At 66.7% G+C, this 21442-nt stretch carries 16 protein-coding genes; 10 read left to right on the top strand and 6 right to left on the bottom strand.

Annotation, left to right across the window (positions count from 1 at the left end):
- The first annotated feature begins 6 nt into the window (after positions 1-6).
- Genes E1N52_RS14730 through E1N52_RS14720 form a run of 3 tightly spaced genes read left to right on the top strand, consistent with a single transcriptional unit; the run spans position 7 to position 3410 of the window.
- Entirely contained in the window at positions 7-1185 is a 1179-nt protein-coding gene (locus tag E1N52_RS14730) for a CaiB/BaiF CoA transferase family protein (protein ID WP_133183496.1), read from the top strand.
- Positions 1186-1230: 45 nt separating this feature from the next.
- Positions 1231-2610, top strand: a complete 1380-nt coding sequence (locus E1N52_RS14725; protein WP_133183495.1) for an MmgE/PrpD family protein — start codon at positions 1231-1233, stop codon at positions 2608-2610.
- Complete coding sequence (locus E1N52_RS14720; RefSeq protein WP_133183494.1) at positions 2607-3410, top strand: HpcH/HpaI aldolase/citrate lyase family protein; 804 nt, start codon at positions 2607-2609, stop codon at positions 3408-3410. Before E1N52_RS14725 ends, E1N52_RS14720 begins: the two co-directional genes overlap by 4 nt.
- Positions 3411-3492: 82 nt before the next feature.
- Here the strand turns inward: E1N52_RS14720 and E1N52_RS14715 are convergent, their stop codons facing one another.
- The 3 genes from E1N52_RS14715 to E1N52_RS14705 form a co-directional block, all read right to left on the bottom strand.
- Positions 3493-4428 (bottom strand): electron transfer flavoprotein subunit alpha/FixB family protein, encoded by a 936-nt coding sequence (locus tag E1N52_RS14715; RefSeq protein WP_133183493.1) that lies wholly within the window; start codon positions 4426-4428, stop codon positions 3493-3495.
- A gap of 15 nt (positions 4429-4443) precedes the next feature.
- Positions 4444-5193 carry an electron transfer flavoprotein subunit beta/FixA family protein gene (locus E1N52_RS14710; RefSeq protein WP_133183492.1) on the bottom strand — a complete coding sequence of 250 codons (750 nt, stop codon included), beginning with the start codon at positions 5191-5193 and terminating at the stop codon, positions 4444-4446.
- A 224-nt stretch (positions 5194-5417) separates the two neighbouring features.
- Positions 5418-6410: a ferritin-like domain-containing protein gene (locus tag E1N52_RS14705; RefSeq protein WP_133183716.1), complete on the bottom strand. Its 993-nt coding sequence runs from the start codon at positions 6408-6410 to the stop codon at positions 5418-5420.
- 456 nt (positions 6411-6866) lie between these two features.
- Here E1N52_RS14705 and wecB point away from each other — a divergent pair, with 456 nt between their 5' ends.
- The 5 genes from wecB (at position 6867) to E1N52_RS14680 (ending at position 16194) form a co-directional block, all read left to right on the top strand.
- A complete protein-coding gene (wecB, locus tag E1N52_RS14700; protein ID WP_165979387.1) occupies positions 6867-8090 on the top strand; it encodes a non-hydrolyzing UDP-N-acetylglucosamine 2-epimerase in 1224 nt (407 codons plus the stop codon).
- 126 nt (positions 8091-8216) lie between these two features.
- On the top strand, positions 8217-10520 hold the full coding sequence (locus E1N52_RS14695; RefSeq protein WP_246089071.1) for a cellulose biosynthesis cyclic di-GMP-binding regulatory protein BcsB: 2304 nt from the start codon (positions 8217-8219) through the stop codon (positions 10518-10520).
- On the top strand, positions 10517-12697 hold the full coding sequence (locus E1N52_RS14690; protein WP_281282667.1) for a glycosyl transferase family protein: 2181 nt from the start codon (positions 10517-10519) through the stop codon (positions 12695-12697). Before E1N52_RS14695 ends, E1N52_RS14690 begins: the two co-directional genes overlap by 4 nt.
- Positions 12694-15252 carry an NfrA family protein gene (locus tag E1N52_RS14685; RefSeq protein WP_133183490.1) on the top strand — a complete coding sequence of 853 codons (2559 nt, stop codon included), beginning with the start codon at positions 12694-12696 and terminating at the stop codon, positions 15250-15252. The genes E1N52_RS14690 and E1N52_RS14685 overlap by 4 nt, the downstream gene beginning before the upstream one ends.
- Before the next feature lie 9 nt (positions 15253-15261).
- Positions 15262-16194 carry an alpha-amylase family protein gene (locus E1N52_RS14680; RefSeq protein ID WP_246089070.1) on the top strand — a complete coding sequence of 311 codons (933 nt, stop codon included), beginning with the start codon at positions 15262-15264 and terminating at the stop codon, positions 16192-16194.
- 93 nt (positions 16195-16287) lie between these two features.
- Here E1N52_RS14680 and E1N52_RS14675 read toward each other — a convergent pair whose 3' ends face one another.
- Complete coding sequence (locus E1N52_RS14675) at positions 16288-16905, bottom strand: LysE/ArgO family amino acid transporter (protein WP_133183489.1); 618 nt, start codon at positions 16903-16905, stop codon at positions 16288-16290.
- Positions 16906-17048: 143 nt separating this feature from the next.
- Here E1N52_RS14675 and E1N52_RS14670 point away from each other — a divergent pair, with 143 nt between their 5' ends.
- Positions 17049-17957, top strand: coding sequence for a LysR family transcriptional regulator ArgP (locus E1N52_RS14670; protein WP_133183488.1), 909 nt, complete (start codon positions 17049-17051; stop codon positions 17955-17957).
- A gap of 792 nt (positions 17958-18749) precedes the next feature.
- A complete protein-coding gene (locus E1N52_RS14665) occupies positions 18750-19223 on the top strand; it encodes a DUF3331 domain-containing protein (protein WP_051482004.1) in 474 nt (157 codons plus the stop codon).
- A 214-nt stretch (positions 19224-19437) separates the two neighbouring features.
- Here the strand turns inward: E1N52_RS14665 and E1N52_RS14660 are convergent, their stop codons facing one another.
- A complete protein-coding gene (locus tag E1N52_RS14660) occupies positions 19438-20688 on the bottom strand; it encodes an MFS transporter (protein WP_133183487.1) in 1251 nt (416 codons plus the stop codon).
- A gap of 11 nt (positions 20689-20699) precedes the next feature.
- On the bottom strand, positions 20700-21442 hold a 743-nt coding region (locus E1N52_RS14655), incomplete at its 5' end, for a PRC-barrel domain-containing protein (RefSeq protein WP_133183486.1).

The following is a 21442-nucleotide window of genomic DNA, read 5'->3' as shown; positions in this document are numbered from 1 at the left end:
CGCGCCATGAGACCACTCGACGGTATCAAGGTCGTCACGCTCGAACATGCGATCGCCGCGCCTTTTTGCACGCGCCAGCTTGCCGATCTCGGCGCGCGCGTGATCAAGATCGAGCGGCCTGGCGTCGGGGACTTCGCGCGCGGCTATGACGAGCGCGTGCATGGACTCGCATCGCACTTCGTGTGGACGAACCGCTCGAAGGAAAGCCTTTCGCTCGACGTCAAGCACAAAGAGGCCGCGCCGATCCTTGACGCGCTGCTCGCCGACGCCGACGTGCTCGTGCAGAATCTCGCGCCGGGTGCTGCGGCGCGACTTGGGCTGAGCTACGAAGCGCTCAGCGAGCGTTACCCGAAGCTGATCGTGTGCGACATCTCTGGTTACGGCGACGACGGCCCTTACCGCGAGCGCAAGGCCTACGACCTGCTGATCCAGAGCGAATCGGGGTTTCTCTCCATCACGGGGTCGCCGGGCGAACCCGCAAAGGCCGGTTGCTCGATCGCCGACATCGCCGCAGGCATGTATGCCTACTCGAACATCCTCAGTGCGTTGCTGATGCGCGGCCGCACCGGACGCGGCTGCCGCATCGACGTTTCGATGCTGGAGAGCATGGTGGAGTGGATGGGCTATCCGCTCTACTACGCGATTGACGGGCAAACGCCGCCGCCACTCGCAGGCGCTTCACACGCGACGATCTATCCTTATGGTCCGTTTCCCGCCGGCGACGGCAAGTCGGTGATGCTCGGCCTGCAGAACGATCGCGAATGGAAGCTCTTTTGCGAACACGTGCTGTTGCAGCCGGAACTCGCCACCGATGAGCGCTTTGCCGCGAACTCCCGGCGTTCCGCGCGCCGTGCGGAACTGCGCGATCTGATCGTCGATGCGTTTTCGAAGCTGAGCGCCGCGCAGGTCATCGAACGACTCGACCGCGCGGGCATTGCCAATGCCCAGATGAACACGATGGCCGATGTGTGGGCCCATCCGCAACTGCAGGCGCGCGAGCGCTGGCGCGACGTCCAGACCTCGGCGGGGACCGTTCCGGCGCTGTTGCCGCCGGGCGCGCCTTCCGCATTCGATGCCCGTATGGATGCGGTGCCCGCACTCGGTCAGCATACCGAATCGATCCTGCGCGAGCTTGGCTATGACGCGACGCGCATCGGCGCGCTGCGCGAAGCCGGAGCCATCTGATCGCGCCTCGCGCTTCGCAAACCGACTCCACTGAACTACGCTGCCATGACAGATCATCCCAGCCGTACGCTCGCGGCCTTCGCCTCGCAACTGCGCTTCGATTCGATCCCGACTCATGTGGTCGAGCGCACCGTCAATCTCTACGTGGACTGGCTCGGCTCCGCGCTGGGCGGCAAGGGCGCGCGTCCGGTCGAAGCGATTGCGCGCTTTGCACGTGCCGCGCGCGGTGCCACCGACGCGCAGGGGCCGTGCGACGTGATCATCGATCACACTCGCACGACGGCGTATTTCGCCGCCATGACCAACGGCGCCGCTTCGCATTTCGTCGAGCAGGACGACGTGCACAACGGCTCGGTGCTGCATCCGGCTACCGTCGTGTTTCCGGTGACGCTTGCGCTCGCTCAGGCGCTGGGTGCGTCAGGCCAGGAGTTCATCGCGGCCTCGGTGGCGGGCTACGAAGTGGGCATACGTGTCGGCGAATTCATGGGTCGTTCGCACTACAAGATATTTCACACGACCGGCACAGTGGGCACGATCGCGGCTGCTGCCGCGGCGGGCCGTCTGCTGAAGCTCTCAACCGAGCAGATGCTCGACGCGTTCGGATCGGCGGGCACGCAGGCGAGCGGCTTGTGGGAGTTCCTGCGCGACGCGGCCGATTCGAAGCAGCTGCACACGGCGATGGCGGCAGCGAACGGCCTGATGGCTGCCGAGCTCGCGGCGGACGGGTTTCGCGGCGCGCAGCACATTCTAGAAGGCGCACAGGGCATGGCGGCGGGTATGTCGAGCGATGCCGATCCCGCGAAGCTGGTCGATCGCCTGGGCGAGCGTTGGGCCACGGTCGAGACGTCGTTCAAGTATCACGCGGCGTGCCGTCACACGCATCCGGCCGCCGACGCGCTGCTGTCCGTGATCGAAGCTCACCGCCTGAATCCAGACGATATCGCGAGCGTGACGGCGCATGTGCATCAAGGCGCCATCGACGTGCTCGGCAGCGTGGTCGTGCCGAGCACCGTTCACCAGGCGAAATTCAACATGGGGACGGTGCTCGGACTGGTCGCCTATCGCGGCTATGCGGGCGTGAACGAGTTCGAACGCGACTACTCGGCGGCCGATATCGCTGCGTTTCGCGAACGCGTGACGATGGCGCTGGACGAGGAAGTGGATCGCGCATATCCCGCCCGCTGGATCGGCAAAGTGAGCGTGACGACGCGCGACGGCCGCACGTTGCAGGGCCGCGTGGACGAGCCGAAGGGCGACCCGGGCAATACGCTCTCGCGCGAGGAGATCGGCACGAAGTTCGTGCGGCTCGCGGCATTTTCGGGCGCTGCGAGCGAAAGCGATGCGCAGCGCCTGCTCGACGCGGCGTGGGGCATCGCCGAGGCACCACGCGTCAGCACGCTGTTCAGCGAAGGGGCGAGTGTATGAGCGCTGCGTTTTCCCGCTCGTATCTCTTCGTACCGGGCGACCGGCCCGAGCGCTTCGAGAAGGCGCGTGGCGCAGGCGCGGACGCCGTGATCGTCGATCTGGAGGATGCGGTCGCGCCGGCGCACAAGAACGCGGCGCGCGACGCCGTGCTAGCGGCACTGGACGCTGCACGTCCTGTGTGGGTGCGCGTGAACGGCACCGACACGCCATGGTTCGCCGATGACGTCGCCGCGCTCGCGGGATATGTGGGCGTGGCGGGCATCATGCTGCCGAAGGCGGAAAGCGCGGAGCAGGTCGCGGCGGTGCGCTCAGGTGCGCACGGCGCGTTACAGGTGTTGCCGATCGTGGAAACGGCGCGCGGCATCGCGGGCCTGAATGCGCTGTGTGGCGCGCAAGGCGTGCTGCGCGTGGCGTTCGGCACGCTCGATTTTCAGGTGGATATGGGCATCGACGGCGACGGCGAGGAACTCGACGCATTCCGTTCACAGATCGTGCTGGCCTCGCGGCTTGCGGGCATTGCCGCGCCCGTGGATGGTGTGTCGACCGTATTCGACGATGCCGATCTCCTCGAGCGTGAAGCACGGCGCGGACGGCGCTTTGGCTACGGTGGCAAGCTTTGCATTCATCCGAAGCAGATCGCGCCCGTGCATCGCGCGTACGCATGGAGCGAGGCGGAGCGTGCATGGGCGCAGCGCGTGCTCGATGCGGTGGAGGCGAGTGGCGGGGCGGCAGTGGCGCTCGATGGCAAGATGGTCGACATGCCCGTGATCCTCAAGGCGCGGCGGATATTGGGTGTTTGAACGCTTGCTGCAATGAAGTCGATAAAAGAGGCGCCTTTGTTTTCACAAAGGCGCCTTTATCTTTTCGCAAGCAGGTACGGTATTAGCCGATTGCGCCAGCGAGTTCCGGCACGACCGTGAACAGGTCGCCCACGAGGCCATAGTCGGCCACGCTGAAGATCGGTGCCTCTTCGTCCTTGTTGATCGCAACGATGACCTTCGAGTCCTTCATGCCTGCAAGGTGCTGGATTGCACCCGAGATGCCGACCGCCACGTACAGTTGCGGCGCGACGATTTTGCCGGTCTGACCGACCTGATAGTCGTTCGGCACGTAGCCCGCGTCCACGGCTGCGCGCGATGCGCCGAGCGCGGCGTTGAGCTTGTCCGCGAGCGGTTCGAGAACCTTCGTGTAGTTCTCGCCGCTGCCGAGACCCCGGCCACCCGAGACGATGATCTTCGCGCTCGTGAGTTCCGGGCGGTCGAGCTTCGTGACTTCACGGCCGACGAACTGCGTGAGACCGCTATCCGCTGCCGCTTCAAGCTTCTCGACTGCTGCGCTGCCGCCTTCGGCCGCGACTGCATCGAATGCCGTCGTACGCACGGTGATGACCTTGATCGGGCCGACCGATTGCACCGTCGCGATCGCATTGCCCGCGTAGATCGGACGCTCGAACGTATCGGCGCTGTGCACCGCGGTGATGTCGCTGATCTGGGCGACGTCGAGCTTCGCGGCGATACGCGGCGTGACGTTCTTGCCCGCTGCCGTTGCCGGCGCCAGGATGTGCGAGTAGTTCTTCGTAATGGCGAGGACCGTCGCTTCGACGTTCTCGGCGAGACCCTGCTCGAGTTGCGGCGCATCGGCCAGCAGCACCTTCGCAACGCCTGCGATCTTCGCGGCTGCGTCGGCAGCGGCTTGTGCATTGTGGCCGGCGACCAGCACGTGCACGTCGCCGCCAATCTTCTGTGCTGCTGCGACCGTATTCAGCGTCGCGGCCTTGATCGACTGATTGTCGTGTTCGGCAATAACCAGATTCGTCATTTTCAAATCGCTCCCTTACAGCACCTTGGCTTCGGTTTTCAGCTTCTCGATCAGCGCCGCAACGTCCGGCACCTTTACGCCTGCCGAACGCTTTGGCGGCTCGGCAACCTTCAGCGTCTTCAGACGCGGCGTGACGTCGACACCAAGATCGGAAGGCTGAATCGTTTCCAGCGGTTTCTTCTTCGCCTTCATGATGTTCGGCAGCGTGACGTAGCGCGGCTCGTTCAGGCGCAGGTCCGTCGTAACGACTGCGGGCAGCGTCAGCGACAGCGTTTCAGAACCGCCGTCCACTTCGCGCGACACGGTCGCCTTGCCGTCGGCCACGACCACCTTCGAGGCGAAGGTCGCTTGCGGCAGGTTCGCCAGCGCGGCGAGCATCTGGCCGGTCTGGTTCGAATCGTCGTCGATAGCCTGCTTGCCGAGAATCACGAGCGACGGTTGTTCCTTGTCGACGAGCGCTTTCAAAAGCTTCGCCACGGCGAGCGGCTGCAGATCGTCATTCGACTCGACCAGCACGGCACGATCCGCACCGATAGCGAGGGCCGTGCGCAGCGTTTCCTGGGCCTGCGAAACACCGCAGGAAACAGCAATGACCTCGGTCGCCACGCCCGCTTCCTTCAGACGCACCGCTTCTTCAACGGCAATTTCATCGAATGGGTTCATCGAAAACTTCACGTTGGCGATGTCGACGCCCGTGCCGTCCGACTTCACACGAACCTTCACGTTGTAATCGACCACGCGCTTGACGGGCACCAGAATTTTCAAGCTCTCTCTCCTCGATAGGGGCAATGTTTTCGTCGCTGACGAAGACCTTCGTCACTGTGACAGACGCGTGAGCTGCGCGGAATTCAGCTTTGCGGAAGGCGCGCTTCGAGCGCGCTAAAGCGGCGCCGCGCAATCTGCATGGGCGCGAAGCGTCGCACGAAAGCAGCGCGCGCCGCAATCGTCCATTCGAACGAAGCGGCGCGCGTGCAAGCGGGAGAGGGGCGTCAGTTTTTCTTGTCGCGCACGAAGCGCAGTGCGAAGCGCACGAGCCGCGGCATGGTCTCCGGGCGCAGCAGACGCTTGTCGTAGCCCGAAAAGCGCCGCTCGTTTTCGGCGAGACACAGGTGCATGAGTTCCGGCACGCTGATGTCCACGTCCGTCACCTGCTGTGCGCCGTTCATCGTGAAGTTGTTGTCGTGCCTGTGTTCGTTGCCGTCAGCATCCATGGCGCGCGCGAGGCCAATGCGCTCCCACACCAGAAAGGCCCATACGCCGGCCACTTTCAACTCGAAGCGAATGCGTTGCCACCAGTTGAGCCGGACGCGGTGCCAGGCCACCCAGTTCGCGAACAGCAGGATATGGCGGCATTCTTCCTGCATGACGGGCTCGAACGTGTCGATGAGTTCGGGCGGAAAGAGGCCCGAGCGATGCGCTACTTCGAAGAGCCCGAACGCGAAGAAGCTGTCCACGCATTCGCTATAGCCCGTCACGAGGTAAGCCCATTCTGCGTCTTTGGGGTACACGTAGGGCGGCTCGCTCGCGAGCTTGATGCCGTACGCCGCCACCATGCGCGAGAGCACTTCCTTGTGGCGGTTCTCCTCCCACGCGTTGAGTGCGAGCGCATCGCGCATCACGGCGTCGTCGAGCGAGGCGGCATAGGCGGCCATGCGCAGGCGCGCGCGGCCTTCCGTTTGCACGGCGATGTCCCAGATGGGCAGATCGGTAATGCGTTTGAGCGCCGCGGCTTCGAGCGGTGGCCAATCGAGTACCGAGGGCCGGTAAGGATTGAAGGTCTCGCGGAACATGCGGCACATCTCGTCGCGATGCACGTCGGAACCGGGCGTGAGCGCACCGGTGACACGGCTCGTCCAGTGGCGCGTGTTGTGCTCGGCTGCGTCGAGCGTCTCGCGGTCCGGGCGCTCGACGGGCAGCGCCGGTGCGCTGAAGCCGGGAATCAGTTGCGACGCATCGAAGGCGTCGAGAATGAGGTCGTCCATCTCGCTGTTCTTTTGCTGGTGGCCAAGGCACGCAGTGCAGAAGAGATTGCAGTCGTCGCAAGAGCTTACTTCGAACTCGCGCAACGCGCGACGAGCCTGATGGTTCATCGAATCTCGTTAGCTATCGTCTATTCGCTGCGCAACGACGAACGCGGCTTCAAGATCCAATCCGTCTCGCTCGACGCAACAATGATCCGATCCATGTCAATGCGCTGAACAATCGCAACAATCGCGGCGCGAACGGTCGTGCACGAGCATTGCGGAGCGGCACCCATGCGCGCAATGGTCTAATTAAGCAGGTAGAGTACTGCTGACTGGCGCGCAGCCGCGCCGCCTTGAATCAGGCGGCGCGGCAGGGCGCTGGCGGCAACGGCATGAAGACAGTCGGTAAAGGGGGGCGTCGCACGCGGGCAACGCCGCGGCGCCTGGACACTCCAGCTCACCGGAAACCTGCCTGTGCGAATCCTGTCGATATTCGGTACGCGGCCCGAAGCCATCAAGATGGCGCCGCTCGTCAAACGTCTCGAAGCGGAACCCGGCGTGCAGTCCGTCGTCTGCGTGACGGGGCAGCATCAGACCATGCTGCAGCAGGTCCTCGACCTGTTCGGCATCGTGCCCGCGCACAACCTCGGTGCGATGACCGCGAACCAGACGCTCAATGGGCTCGCCGGGCGCCTGTTCGCCGGGCTCGACGACGTGCTCTCCGCCGAGCAGCCCGAGCGCGTGCTCGTGCATGGCGACACCCTGACGAGCATGGCGGGTGCCATCGCCGCCTTTCATCGCCGCATACCGGTTGGGCACGTGGAGGCCGGGCTGCGCACCGGCAATCTGTTCGAGCCGTGGCCTGAGGAAATGAACCGGCGCGTGGTGGATGTCGTGAGCGATCTGCTCTTCGCGCCGACGGCAAGCTCGCGCGCGAATCTCGAAGCGGAGGCGCTCGCCGGGCGCGTGGTCGTGACGGGCAATACCGTGATCGATGCGCTCCATCTCATGTGCGAGCGGCTCGACAACGACGCAGCGCTGCGCGAGCGCCTCGACGCGCAATTTCCGTTTCTCGAACCCGCGGACACCGGCCGCCCGTTGCTCCTCGTCACCGGACATCGGCGCGAGAGTTTCGGCGAGGGCTTCCAGCATATCTGCGCGGCGCTCGCCACGCTCGCGCATTCCGGCAAGATGCAGATCGTCTATCCCGTGCATCTGAATCCGAACGTGCGCGGCCCCGTGCTCGCCACGCTCGGCAATGCGCCGAACGTTCATCTCACCGATCCGCTCGACTACCCCGAGTTCGTGCGCCTCATGCAGCGCGCGGCGATCGTGCTGACCGATTCGGGCGGCGTGCAGGAGGAGGCGCCCGCGCTCGGCAAGCCGGTGCTCGTGATGCGCGACGTGACCGAGCGCCCCGAAGCGCTTGCCGCAGGCACTGTGAAGCTCATCGGCACCGACCGTACGGCGATCGTGCGCGCCGTGCTCGAACTCGTCGAGAACGAAGACGAGCGGCGCGCCTACGCGAGGCGCGTCAATCCGTATGGCGACGGGCACGCTTCGGAGCGCATCGTCGCGGCGCTCGCCGGCAAGCCGTTCGAGCCGTTCCCGAGCCGCGAATTGCCTGGCTACCGGCATCCGGTGGTCGCCATGCGGCCGGAGCCCGGCGAGGCGGACGAGGCCGACGCGGCGCATTGACGGCGGCTCGTTGTCTACGTATCAGTTGCATCGCAGTGCCAGGCAATCAGTGCATTCCACAGGCGGGATGGCAAGGACCGCCACGCGGCGGATGCGCCGCCGCGCCGACACCATGAGGCATGACACGTGAGATTCGATCCGATCGGGCAGGTGCGCGCAGCGGGGCGCAAGGGCGTGGGTGCGCCGTATTGCGCGTATGTGGCCGCAGTGCTTCTCGCGGCGCTGAGCCGTTGCGCGTATGCGGCGCCGGGCGACCTGGCCGGTGCGTTCGCGCAGCTCGGCGCTGGGCGCATGGAATCGCGGACCGTGTCGCTGGCCGATCTCGGCGTGCGCGATCCGATCGTGCTGCGCGCGCCCGACGCGGCTCAGGAGCTCTATCTGCCGGTGCCCGCGGGCTTGCCGATCAGCAACGCCACGCTGCAGCTCGACGCGAACTACCTGCGCGGCAACGGCGGGCGCACGACCTTCCTGCTCTCGCTCGACGGGTCGCCCGTGCAGGCGCGCAACGTCACTGACGCGCAGGGTGACGGGTCGCTCAGCATCGGCGTGGACGGCGCGCCGCGTCCCTCGGGCTTCGTGCGCGTGGGGCTGCAATGGTCGTCGGTGCTCAACGAAAACGTGTGCACGGACCAGACGGCGATCGGCAACGTCTGGAAGGTCGCGCCCACCACGCGCCTCACATATCAGTTCGACACCTCGGCGGTGAACGACGTGCGCACCGCGTGGAGCGCGCTGCCCGCGAAACCCGTGGTCCTCGTGAGCGGCGGCAAGCTCGATGCCGCGGCTTACGATGTGGCTTGGCGGCTCGAAGCCCTGTTGATGCGCGGCGGTGCGACGCCCGTGACGACGCGCATGCCCGCGGTGGGCGACACGGTGAATCTCGGCACCGTCCAGGTGCCGGCCGCGTTGCAGGCGGTGCCCGCTTTCGCGGCGCTGGCAGCGGGCGGTTCGCACAAGATCGCGAATCCCGCCGAACTCGGTGCGCTGATCGCACTCGCGCCGGCAGGCGCCTTCGCACCCAACGTCGTGGTCGCCGACGACGCGTTGCGCGCACAAGCGGGCGCAGCGCTCGATGCGTTGCGCGGCGAAGTGCTGGCCGTTTCCGCCGATGCCGCGACCGCCTTCGATGCGTGGCGCACGCATTCCGGCGGCGTGCTCGCCGCACCGTTCGAAAAGGGCGAATTGCGCCTCGCGCATCTGGGCGGTCTGCCCACCGTGGTAGTCGGCGACGACACCGGCGTGAGCGCGCTTTCGCGCACGTGGAGCGGCATCGACGTGTCGCGCCGCCTCGTCGTGCATGAGCTGGCCGCGTCGCCGAACCTGAGCGCGGGCGGCTCGAGCGACCGGATCGCACTTTCATTGATCGGTGGCACGCCGAGAACATTAGAGGTGCTGACGAGTGCGGCATGGGAGGCCAACTTCGATCTCGCGGCCGTTTCGGGCGATGGCCGCATTCCGCGCCGCGTGGTGCTCGATCTGGCTGCGGCGCCCGCTGCGGACCGCAATGGCCAGACCGCGTCGGTCTTTTTCAACGGCGTGCTGATCGGCTCGCGCCTGCTCGACACCGACGGCCACACGCAACGCGTGAGCGCGGACATCCCCGTCTACGCGCTCGGCACCACCAATACGCTGCGCGTGCTGTTCCAGCGCCAGCCGGCGGGCGGCTGCCGCCCGCGCGAGCAGGGCTATCCCGCGGCCGTGCTGCCGGGCAGCCATCTGGTCATCGGCAAGGGACCGCTCGGCGAAAACTTCACGGGCATGGTGGCGCGTTTCTCGCGCACGGCGGACGTACTCGTGCCCGATGCCTATCTGGCCGACCCGGTGACGACGCTGCCGCGCGTGGCGCGGCTCGCCAACGCGGCGGGCGTGGCGCCCACGCGCGCGACGCTTCAGGTGGTGCCGAACGGCCAGAGCGCGCAGCCGAAAGACGCGTTCCTCGCCGCCGATGTCGCGCTCGACAGCGAGGCGGCCCACGCGAGCTTCGCGAGTGGCCGCCTCACGCTCAAGGGGCGCGGCGGCTCGATGCTCGTCGACATGTCGGGTCTCGCGAATCTCGGCCTGATCCAGGTGGTGCGCTCGGGCACGACGCCCGGCATCGTCTACCGCAGCGTGGGCGAGGCCCCCGTTTTGCCGCCCGGCATGCAGTTCCAGCAGGGCGACGTGGCCATCGTCGATGCGAGCGGCGTGCTCAAGACCTTCGATACGCAGTATCCCGGCGGCGTGCCGCCAATGGACGATCAGCGTGCGTGGCTCACGCGTCATTGGGCGGGCTGGGGCGTTCCGAGCATCGCCATCGCGGTGATGGTGTTGCTGCTGCTCGCAGCGGGCTTTGCGCGCAAGCGGGCCCGGGCGAGAACGGCGGCCGCCGCCGCGGCGCGCGCGGCGCAGGAGAGCGCCGAAAACCCGGATAACAAGCAGAGCGGATCGTGAGCACGCACGCCATCGACTGGTGGCTCAACTACTACGCCGGCCGCTACTACGAGGGCATGGAGTATCTCGCGGCGGTGGTGGCGGTGGTGATCCTGCTATCGAGCATCGACGATCTCTTTATCGACGCCTGGTACTGGGTCCGCCGGATCATCCGCTACTTCACGATCGAGCGCCGCTACGAGCCGTTGCGTGCCGAGCAGCTCTACACGCGCGAACAGCAGCCGCTGGCGATCATGGTGCCCGCGTGGCGCGAGGAAGATGTGATCGCCTCGATGGTCACCGACCTCGTGCGCGTGCTCGACTACAAGAACTATGTCGTGTTCGCCGGCACCTACCAGAACGATGCGGCGACCATTGCCGAAGTCGAGCGTATGCGGCGGCGCTACAAGCAGCTCCACCGCGTGGAGGTGCCGCACGACGGCCCCACCTGCAAGGCCGATTGCCTGAACTGGATCGTGCAGGCGATCTTTCGCATGGAGAAGGAAACCGGCATCGAATTCGCGGGCGTGATCCTGCACGACAGCGAGGACGTGCTGCATCCGCTCGAGTTGCGCTTCTTCAACTACCTGTTGCCGCGCAAGGACATGATCCAGTTGCCGGTGGCGTCGCTCGAGCGCGAATGGTACGAACTCGTTGCGGGCACCTATATGGACGAGTTCGCCGAATGGCATGCGAAGGATCTCGTGGTGCGCGAGAGCCTTGCCGGCACGGTGCCGTCTGCCGGCGTAGGCACGTGCTTTTCGCGCCGCGCGCTTGCCGGGCTCGCGGAGCAGACGCAGAACCAGCCTTTCAACACGGAAACGCTGACCGAAGACTACGACGTGGGCGAACGCCTCGGTCGCATGGGCATGCATTCGATTTTTGCGCGCTTTCCTGTGGAGTTCGCCACGCGGCGCAAGTCATGGTTCGGCTTCGGGCCCGAGCGCGACGTCACGCTGACGATGCCGCTGTGCGTGCGCGAGTTCTTTCCCGATACGTTTCGGACCGCTTATCGTCAGCGCGCGCGCTGGACGCTCGGCATTGGCCTGCAAGGATGGGAGCAGACGGGCTGGGCCGGCACGATCGCCAACCGGTATCTGCTTGCGCGCGACCGCAAGGGCATCGTCACGGCGTTCGTCGGCATCATTGCTTATGTGCTGCTTGCACAGTTCCTGCTCTTTGCGTACGCCGAGTTTCTCGGCATTCGGCCTGAACTGGTCGCCTCGCCGTTCGCGGGTTCCCGCTTTCTCACCATCGTGCTATGGGCCAACGGTATCGCGTTGCTGCTGCGCGTGGTCCAGCGCGTCTACTTCGTCTCCCGGCTTTACGGCTGGGAGCATGGCGTGCTTTCGGTGCCGCGCATGGTGATCGGCAACTTCGTGAACTTCATGGCGGTCTCGCGCGCGTGGAAGATGTATCTCGCGTATCTGGTCACCGGCAAGCGGCTCGTGTGGGACAAGACCATGCACGACTTCCCCTCGTCGGACGGCTTCACGGACCGCCGGCAGCGCCTCGGCGAACTGCTGCTTTCGTGGCAGGCGATCGGACCGAAGGAACTGGAGCAGGCGCTGGCCGAGGAGCACGCGCAAGAGGCGCCGCTCGGACGTGTGCTGATGGCGCACGGCTGGCTCGACGAGGAAACGCTCGCGGAGGCCATCGCGTTCCAGGCGGACCTGCCGCGCGGCCGGCTCGATCGCGAACGGCTCACGCGTTACGCGAGCGATCTGCCGATCGAACTCACGGTGCGTTATCGCGTGCTGCCGCAAGGCAACGACGGCAAGGGGCATGAAGTGGTGCTTTGCGCGAGCCCGCTCGCGGATGCGGCGATCGCGGAGTTGCAGGCGCAATGCGCGTTGCCGATCGTGCTGCGCATCGTACGCGAGGGCGAGGTTGCGGACGGCCTGCGTCTGTTGCGCGGCGTGCCGCCGGTGCAAGTGCGCGAAGCGCATGAAGCGAAGGCAAACGCCGAAGCGCAGGGCGCCGCCACGTCTGGCATACCGCTGCTGGGCGATCTGCTGATCGAACGCGGCGCGGTGAAGCGCGCCGCGTTCGAAGGCGCATTGCAACGCTATCGGCCCGCCGAGCACGGACGGATCGGCGATTTCATGGTGGAGCAGGGCGTGATCACACGCGACGCGCTGGCCGCGGCGATCGCGGAGCAGGATCGTCTGCGCGCCGAAGGTGCATCCGCGACATGAGACGGACTCCGAAGCGTTTTCCGACGATCCGATCTTCATCCGGTTGGAGTGGAGGCGCGCCGCGTGCGCTCCTGCTCGCCGCGTTGTGGACTGCGCTCGCGGGCGCGGGGCGCGTCCAGGCCCAGGCGCTGCCGCAGGGCGCGCAGCCGTTGCCGTTGAGCGGTGCGGCCTATCGCGTCGCCCAGCAAGGCTACGACGCTTATGCGCACCGCGACTACGCGGCGGCCGAGCGCTATGCGCGCGAGGCGATCCGGCAGCGGCCCGATCTTGCCTCGCTACGCTTGCTGCTCGCGAACTCCCAGGCGGCGCGCGGGCAATGGCGTGAGGCGAGCCGCACGCTCTCCGACGCGATCGCGCAGATCGGTCCCGACGCGGCGCTCACCGCACGGCGGCGCGAGATCGATGTGCAGGTGGCGGCGCTGGCGCGGCCGGGCGCGCCAACCGGTGGCGGGCGCACGGCGCGCGCCGTGCCGCCGCCGGGTTCCGGTCCGCCCGACTACCTGACCGGGAGGGCGTGGCAGCTTGCTCAGGATGCCTACAAATCCTATGGCGCGAAGCAATACGACGCCGCCTGGCGCGAGGCGAACGCCGTAATCGCGTTGCGACCCGACATCTTGCGTCTGCGGCTGCTCGCCATCGACGCCGCCGCGGCGGGCGGCCACGATCGCGAAGCCTGGCAGGCTGCGCAGGAGGCGCAGCGGCGTTTCGGCGACAGCCAGGCGCTGCGCGAGCGCCGCACGCAGATCGGCGCGCGGCTCGCGCCCGCAGCGGTGCAAGCGGCTGAGGCGGCGCGCACGCGCGGCGACACCGCGCAGGCGATCGCGCTTTTGCACGAGGCGATCGGCTACGCGCCGTTGCAACTCGGCAATCGGCTGCTGCTTTGCGAGATGCTGCTCGAACAGAACGACATGGCGGGCCTCGAAGCCGCGGCAGGCGATGCGATTGCGTCGGGCGCCACGCCGACGCTCATGCCGTACGTGTTGCGCGGCTATGCACGCGCGGCGCAGAGCAGGTCGGCGCAGGCGAACGAAGACTTCGCACAGGCGCTGCTGAGCGAAGGCGCCTCGGTGCGCGACGAGCGGGTGGCGCACGCGATCATCGCCGATGTCTGGACGGCCCAAGGCCAGCCGCAGCGCGCGCTCGACCTGCTTGCCACGCTGCCGCCCGTTGGCGACGATACCGACGCGCTGATCGCCATGCGCCGCTACTATGCGCGCGCGGCGCTCGCGCAGACCGCCGCGCCGATCACGGCTGCTGCGTCCGGCGAGCGCGTGGCCACGACGGCGCGCCCGGTACTCGACTGCACGGTGGACCAGTACGGGAGCGCCTGCGACGTCTACGCGGCTGATCCCGGCTTCGCGGACCGGCGCGCCGCGATCGTCGCTGCGCAGCGCGGCGATCGGGCGGCCGCGCTCGACGCACAGCGCCGGGCCGTAGCCGCGGACCCGCGCAATCCGCAGCATCGGCTCGAACTGATCGACGCGCTCACCGCGGCGGGCGACACCGAAGGCGCGAAACGCGAAGCGCGCGCCATGCTTGAGGCGGGCCTGCTCGACGCGCTGCCGCCGCTTTCCGCCGCGTACATCGCGCAGCGTGCGGGAGACGACCGCCGCGCTTCGATGTACTTCGCGCAGGCGGACGAAGCGGGCCAGTTGCCGCCACAAGCCACTGGCGATGCGGGCTATAGCGCTTACCGCGCAACCTTCGACGCGCTGGCCGCAGGCTATTTCAAACGCGCGATCGATTACGGCACCTCGCCGCCGCCAGGCGTCGCGCCTGCCACGCTGCTGCAACTGCAAGACCTGCGCAACGCACACGCCGACGTCACGCGCGACTGGGGCGCGATCGCCTCTGTCAACTATCGCGGCTCAGGTTTGCAGCCCGGCGTGTCGACAGGCGAGGTGCCCGGCTCGTACAACAACTGGCAGATGGGCGTCGAGGGATACTGGCGGCCGTTCGGCACGCTCGGCGACCGCAACTTCGAGGTCTACGCGCGCGTCTATCAGGACGTCGGCGCGAAGGGCGACGCGCCGAGCGGCATCTCCACGGCGCTCGGGGCCATCGGCGCGCGCGCGAAGCCGTTCGAATCGATCAACGCCGTGGTGGCGTTCGAGCGGCTCATCCCCATCGGCTCGCGCGCGCCTTCCGACTGGCTGCTGCGCCTTGCCTACTCGGGCGGCATCGGCACCGAGCGGCGCCTCGACGTGCCTTCGTGGTGGACGGTGCAGGACTATGGCGAAGTCGGCCATTACGTGAGTAACGGCTGGAACTACGGCACGGGCTATATCGAGGCGGGCCGTACGTGGCGGCTCGACACCATCAGCCCGAAGCTCACGGTCTTTCCGTACGCGGTGGCCGGCGTGGATTACGATTCGAGCATCAACCGCAGTGTGCCGGTCGGGATAGGCGTGGGCGTCTCGACGCGCTACTGGTTCCGCGACAGCTTCTACGATGCGCCGCGCTCCTATGTCGACGTGACGGTGCAGTACCGCTGGCACGTCACGGGCGACGACCGGGCGGGCGGTGTGTTCTTCGGCGCCGTGCTCTCTTATTGAGGAAACCTGATGATCGTGCGGAGAATTGCTCAGGGCGTCGCGGACCAGCAAGATGCGGCCGGGCGAACGCGTTTGCGCGGTTTGCCGCGCTGCGCGCGCCTCGCGTGCGCCGTGCTGTGCGTGCTCGCTGCCGCCGGTTGCACGCTGCAGGTGCCTGCACACGCGGATGCGCTCGCGCAAGGCATCGTCTGGCAGCCCGATAACGACCATCTCGACTTGCGCGGCGACTGGGACAGGCTGGGCGTCAACGAGCTGCTGGTGCAATGGATCGCCGTCGACGACGTCGCGTTCATGGCGGGCGCCGGTATTCCCGCGCCGCGCGTGCCCGACTGGGTTCGCATCGCCAACGAGCCCTGGGCGCGCGGCGTGATCGTCGGGCTTGCGGGCTATTCGGACGAGAAGAAAGCACGCGAGAACGTCGAAACGCTCGTCGATCGTTCGCTCAAGCTCGCCGCTGTGCGCCCACCGGTGCACATCACGGGCTGGTATTTTCCGGTCGAAGTCGATCCCACCTGGGCCGACGCGCCCCGCATGGCGCCGCTGCTGGAGAAGCTGCCGCATCCGCTGTGGATCAGCGTGTACGACACCAGCAACATCGGCGGCGAGGCGCTCGCGAAATGGCTCGACTCGTGGCTCCCGCGCGATGTCGGCGTGTTGCTGCAGGACGGTTGCGGAGTCTATGCGCGCGGTCCGGCCGCGGCGCGCGAATATGCGGATGCGTTATCTGCGCATTTGGGCCACAAGCGCGTGCGCATCATCGCGGAGGCGTTCCGTCCCAAACAGGGCGGGGGCTTTCGCGCGGCCACGGCCGCCGAGCTGGCCCCGCAGCTCGAGGCGTATCACGGCTATCGCGTGTATCTCTTCGACGGGCCTCACTATATGTCACCGGAACTCGTCGAGGGCCTGCTGCTGCAGCGCAAAGCGAAGAACGCCGCGCAGTAGCGGCGCATTCGGCAAACGCGGCAAACGCGGCAAACGCGGCAAACGCGGCAAACGCGGCAAACGCGCGGCCCGCGCGCAGCATTCTCGCGGACTTCAGCGCAATTGCGCGAAGGCGATCAACAGCACCATGCCGCCGATGGCGCCGTCGAGCACGCGCCACGCACCCGCACGCCGGAACAGCGGCGCGAGCACGCGCGCGCCGTAGCCCAGCGCGACGAACCACACTGCGCTCACGGACATCGCGCCGATCGCGAAGGCGAGGCGGCTGCCTAGCGGTTCTCGCGCGCCGGCCGTGCCGATCAGCAGGAAGGTGTCGAGATACACGTGCGGATTGAGCCACGTGAACGCGAGCGTCATGAGGATGATCGGCCAGGCGCGCTGCTCGGGCGCATCCACGGCGGCATTGCTCTCCAGTACCGCATGCGAAGGGCGCACCGCTCGGCGCAGCGCGCCGATGCCGAACCACACGAGCCAGGCGAGACCCACGTACAGCACGATGTGCACGAAGGTCGGATAGCGCTCGACGAGCGCCGAGGCGCCGCCCACCCCCGCGCCGATCAGAATGAAGTCGGACAGTGCGCAGAGCAGGACGATCTTGCCGACGTGCGAGCGCAGGATGCCCTGACGCAGCACGAACGCATTCTGTGCGCCGATCGTGACGATGAGCGAGGCGCACAGCGCCGCGCCGTGAGTAAAAGCGAGCCAGTTCATGATGGTTGCGGACAAAGTAGGAGCGCGGGCGGCGCGATGCGCGGCGCCTGCGGTCAATGGACATCGACAGGGAATGGCGCTAGTCTGCCGCCAGGAGCCGCATAAGAAAAGCTCATTTTCATTAACTGGATTAAGGAACGCTAATGCTCGACTATGCCTTGCTCGATGCGCTCGCCGCCGTCGTGCGGCATGGCTCGTTCGATCGCGCCGCGGGCGCGCTCAACGTCACGCCGTCGGCGGTTTCGCAGCGCGTGAAGCTGCTGGAGGAGCGCGTGGGCACCGTGCTCGTGAAGCGCGGCCAGCCTTGTGTCGCGACGGCTTCCGGCGCGCTGCTATGCCGTCACACGGAGCGCGTGCAATTGCTCGAGGCGGAGCTCGGTGGGGCGATGCCGACCTTCACGAGCGCGCTGGGGGCAGCGCGGCCGACGCTGCGGGTGGCCGTCAACGACGACAGCGTGGGCACCTGGTTCATCGACGCCGTGGCGGCGTTCTGCGTCGAGCGCGGCATTCTGCTCGATCTCGTGATCGACGACCAGGATCACACCGCGCAACGCATGCGCGACGGCAGCGTGCAGGGCGCCGTCACGACGCAGGCCGAGCCCGTGCAGGGCTGCCGCTCGACACGCCTCGGCCGCATGCGCTATCTCGCGGTGTGCTCGCCGGCGTTCTTCGAGCGGCATTTCGCGCAGGGCGTGACGCGCGACACGCTGCGCCACGCGCCATGCGTCGAGTTCAATCCCAAGGATCAACTGCAAAAGCGCTTTATTCGCCGCATCACGCGCGCGCAGATCGACGCGCCGCTGCACTGGATTCCGCACGTGGCTGGGTTTCTGCGCTGCTGCCTGAATGGACTAGGCTGGGGCATGTGCCCCGAGCGCATGATCGCGCCGCACCTCGCGCGCGGCGAACTCGTCGAACTTACGCCCGGCCGCGCGCTCGACGTCGAACTCTACTGGCAGAGCTGGCGGCTTTCCATTGGCTGGCTCGACGACTTCGGCGCGATGCTCAAGGTGCGCGCCGGCGAATTTCTCGATCAGGGCCGCGGCGCGTAACAGACGGGAAGCCGCGAGAAGAGGCGAGAACAGGCGAGCCGCGCGATATCTTCATTCGTTTGTCTTTATCCGCGGATTCAATAGTGGTTTAGTGTGCATACTTTCGGTGCGTATGATGGCGCTTGTAACATCACCGTATTGTTGCTATTCGTCTCCTGCGAGTTGCACAATGTCCGCATTGACGGCCGGCAATGCGCCTAAAGCAATATCCAAAATCCATTAATTGCTTTTCGAATAGTGGAATGTCTCGATATTCTAGACATGTGGAGAACGCAAGCTTCGTGCGAGAATCTCGCTGCCAATAGACTGACGTTTAGTATGTGATATGTCTGATGCACCTATGTCGAATAGGTGTATTGCGTTTCATTGATCGGTCACGTCACGTGTGTAAGAGTGGAGTCGGCGTGATGCCGGTCAAGGCCGTAAGACTGGCTATGGACGGGCATTCCGGGCATTGTGCGTCCACCGGACGCAGCGGGCGCTGTAACAATTCAGTTATGTTGAAATCTCACGCCAGTAGTGACATCCAGCCTGAAACCGGTTATTTTTTCCACACTGAGATTGTTAAGTATCATCAAATCGGCAAAAAAGTTCACGGATGTAAAGAAACCAACATTGGAGGCTTACAGTCGGAACTGAAAGCTCCGCCATCCCGGTTTTTGCGTTTGGCATTATCGTGTGAAAATTGCGTTTTTCCTGTGGATTGCGAGTTGGACACGCTATAATCCGGACGTGGCAGAGTGCTTATTCGACCGGCATATTTGAATCGTTTCCACGTGCACGAGGTGCATTATGACGAAATTAGATACCGGCAGCGTTTGGCAACAAACCATTGACCTTCTGTCCGCGGCTTCCGAGCCGCTAAGCCTGGACAGCGAATTCGAAGGCGGCAGAAGCTGCAAACCGGTACCCATCACACGCGGCGCGTCGGAGGCGGCCAACCGGCGGCGCGCCACCGTCCGGTCGTGGGATGCGCAGGGCATCACCTTGATCCGGCGGCACGATCCGGACAGCATCACGGTTTGCTGGAGCGATGCCACGTATGGCCGCTACTCCGACCAGTTATGGCGGGTCTGCACGGCGCGCCGCAGCGCCGTTTGTGCGCTGACCGGCGAGAAGATCCGCCGCGGCGACGCGGTGTTCCGCCCGAGCCCCAATCGCCGTCACCGCCCGGCCAATGCCGACGCGATGATCCTCGCGAGCAAGCTCGACAACCTTCCCAACGCCGTGGTCGCGGCGCGTCTGGACGAGGCGCTGGCCGCCTGAGCGGCTTGCCCGGGCGTACCGGTCGCCCGCGCGGGTATGCCACCCGGCGCTCTCGTGCCACGAGGCTCGTCATACCTCGTCATGCCAACGTCATGAAGCTGCGTAAAAAAGCCGGCGCCCCGAGGGGCGCCGGCTTTTTTATGGAGCGAGAAAGGCGGGTCGCCACCGCCCGCCGGAACAGGCGCAACCGGCGCCCGCTCCGGCAGTGCAGCCCTCAAACGGTGGCGTCGCGGGCGTTTTCCTCTTCGAGCGCGTCGCGCGTCTCGGGCATCGCAAGCCAAACCAGCAGCACCGCGGCGGCGCCTGCACTCGCGAGCGCGAGGAAGCTCACCGTATTGCCCAGGTGATCGGCGATAAAGCCGGCAAGCGCCGTCGAAAGCGTCGCCCCAATCCCCGCCGAGAGTCCGAAGAGCCCGATACAGAGGTTGTAGCGGCCCTTGCCGCCCGCCACGTCGGCGGCGATGAGCGGCAGCATCACGCCGAACACGGCGGCCGAAAGGCCGTCGAGCATCTGCACCGGCACGAGGAAGTACGGGTTGCCGACGGCGGCGAACAGCAGCGCCCGCAGCGGCAGCGCGCAAAAGCCCAGAATCAGCACGGGGCGGCGCCCCCAGGCCTGCGCGGTGCGGCCGACCCAGGGCGACATCAGCGCGACGATGGCTTGAGGCACGATGATGCATGCCGCAATCACGAGCTGAACGTTGTCGCCCATGCCTGCCGTCACTTCGCCGGCGGCGAGGTTGAGCATCGCGGCGTTCGAGAGGTGGAACAGCACCACACAGGCCGCGAAGGTCAGCATGCGCCGGTCGCGCAGCAGGTCGAAGATCGTTTCGCGAGGCTCGCCGGCGACTGCCGCGCTGGCCTTGCCGGGCTTGGCCGCGGGTTTGGCGTAGGCCGCGTTCTGGTCGTACTCGATCATCGCGAGTGCGACGAGCGCGGGCAACGCGAGCGCGGCCGTCAACCAGAACACGGAGCGCGGCGACCAGTACTCGCCACACAAGCCCATCAGCCCGGCGGCCACGGCGCTGCCGATCGAGGCCCAGCGCGCGTTGCGGCCGAGCCGGTCGCCCAGGTTCTGGCGGCCCACCAGCGCGAGCGCGAGCGCTGCCATGGCCGGCACGAGCATGCAGCTGGCGAAGCCGTGGAAGACCTCGGCGGCCATCACCGCCACGACGGTCGGGCTCGCGGCGAGCAGGACGGCCGAGATGATGATCGCGATGATCGCCCACGCGGCGGCGGCCTTCTTGTTGCGCAGGGCGTCCACAGCCGCGCCGCCCGGCACCTGGCTCACCATCGCGCTGATCGTGCCCACCGAAAGCGCCAGGCCGATCTCGCCCTGGGTCCATTTGTGCGACGCCAGATACGAGGCAATGAACGGCCCGAAGCCCGTCTGCACGTTCGCCACGAAGAAGTTCAGCCAGTCGAGCGCGCGCACGCTGCGCTGGCCTGGATTGGGTTGTTGCATGGTGCCGTCCGTCATTTGGCACCGTGGGCATTGGCCGCCGAGGCGACGGGCGATGCAGCGGGCGCTGCTTGCGCAGCCGAAGCGGCCGGGGCCGGAGGCGGCGGGGCGGCGGGTGTCACGGCGCGCACCGGCTGGTCGGGCGTGTAGGGCGGCGAGGCATCCACCTGCTGATCGCTCATTTCGAGCTGCGCTTCGAGCGTATTGTTCTTCGTGACGAAGCGCAGCGCCGACCAGTCGGCCGCGATCGTATGACGTTTCTCGAGCGTGCCGCTCACGTCGAGCACAACGGCCTGCGGGGCGGCGCTGCCGTCGAGCAGCACGTCCACCACGCGGCCCACCTTGCCGCCGTTGGCGCGTTCCACGTCCGCGTCAAGCATGGGCAGGCGCGTCGCGCTCGCCTCGGGGTTGCCGGGCTGCGGCGCACCGGCCTTGGGCCGGTCGGGCACCTGCAGCTGGCTTGCCGGCAGCGCGAGCGTGATGGCCGGCGTCTTCGGCTGGGTATTCACGCGCACGCCGCTCCACGGGAAGTTGGCCTTGCGGTCGCCAATGCCCATGAAGCCTTGCAGGTTCACCACGACGTCGACGGGTTTCCCGCCGGGGCCGGTGACCATGTCGACGGCGCGGCCCACGACCTTGCCGTCCGTCTTTTGCACTTCGCTGTCGAGCAGCGTGCGGAAGGTGCCGCGCTCGAGCGTGCGCACCTGCACGATGGGCGCGGGGGGCGGCGCCGGCGGAGCGCTTGCGGGCGCGGCAC

Origin of the sequence: Paraburkholderia guartelaensis (genome assembly GCF_004353905.1) — a bacterium.
Classification (GTDB): Bacteria; Pseudomonadota; Gammaproteobacteria; order Burkholderiales; family Burkholderiaceae; genus Paraburkholderia; species Paraburkholderia guartelaensis.
The sequence above is the reverse complement of the archived record's forward strand: the minus strand, read 5'-3'. Positions and strand labels throughout refer to the sequence as shown.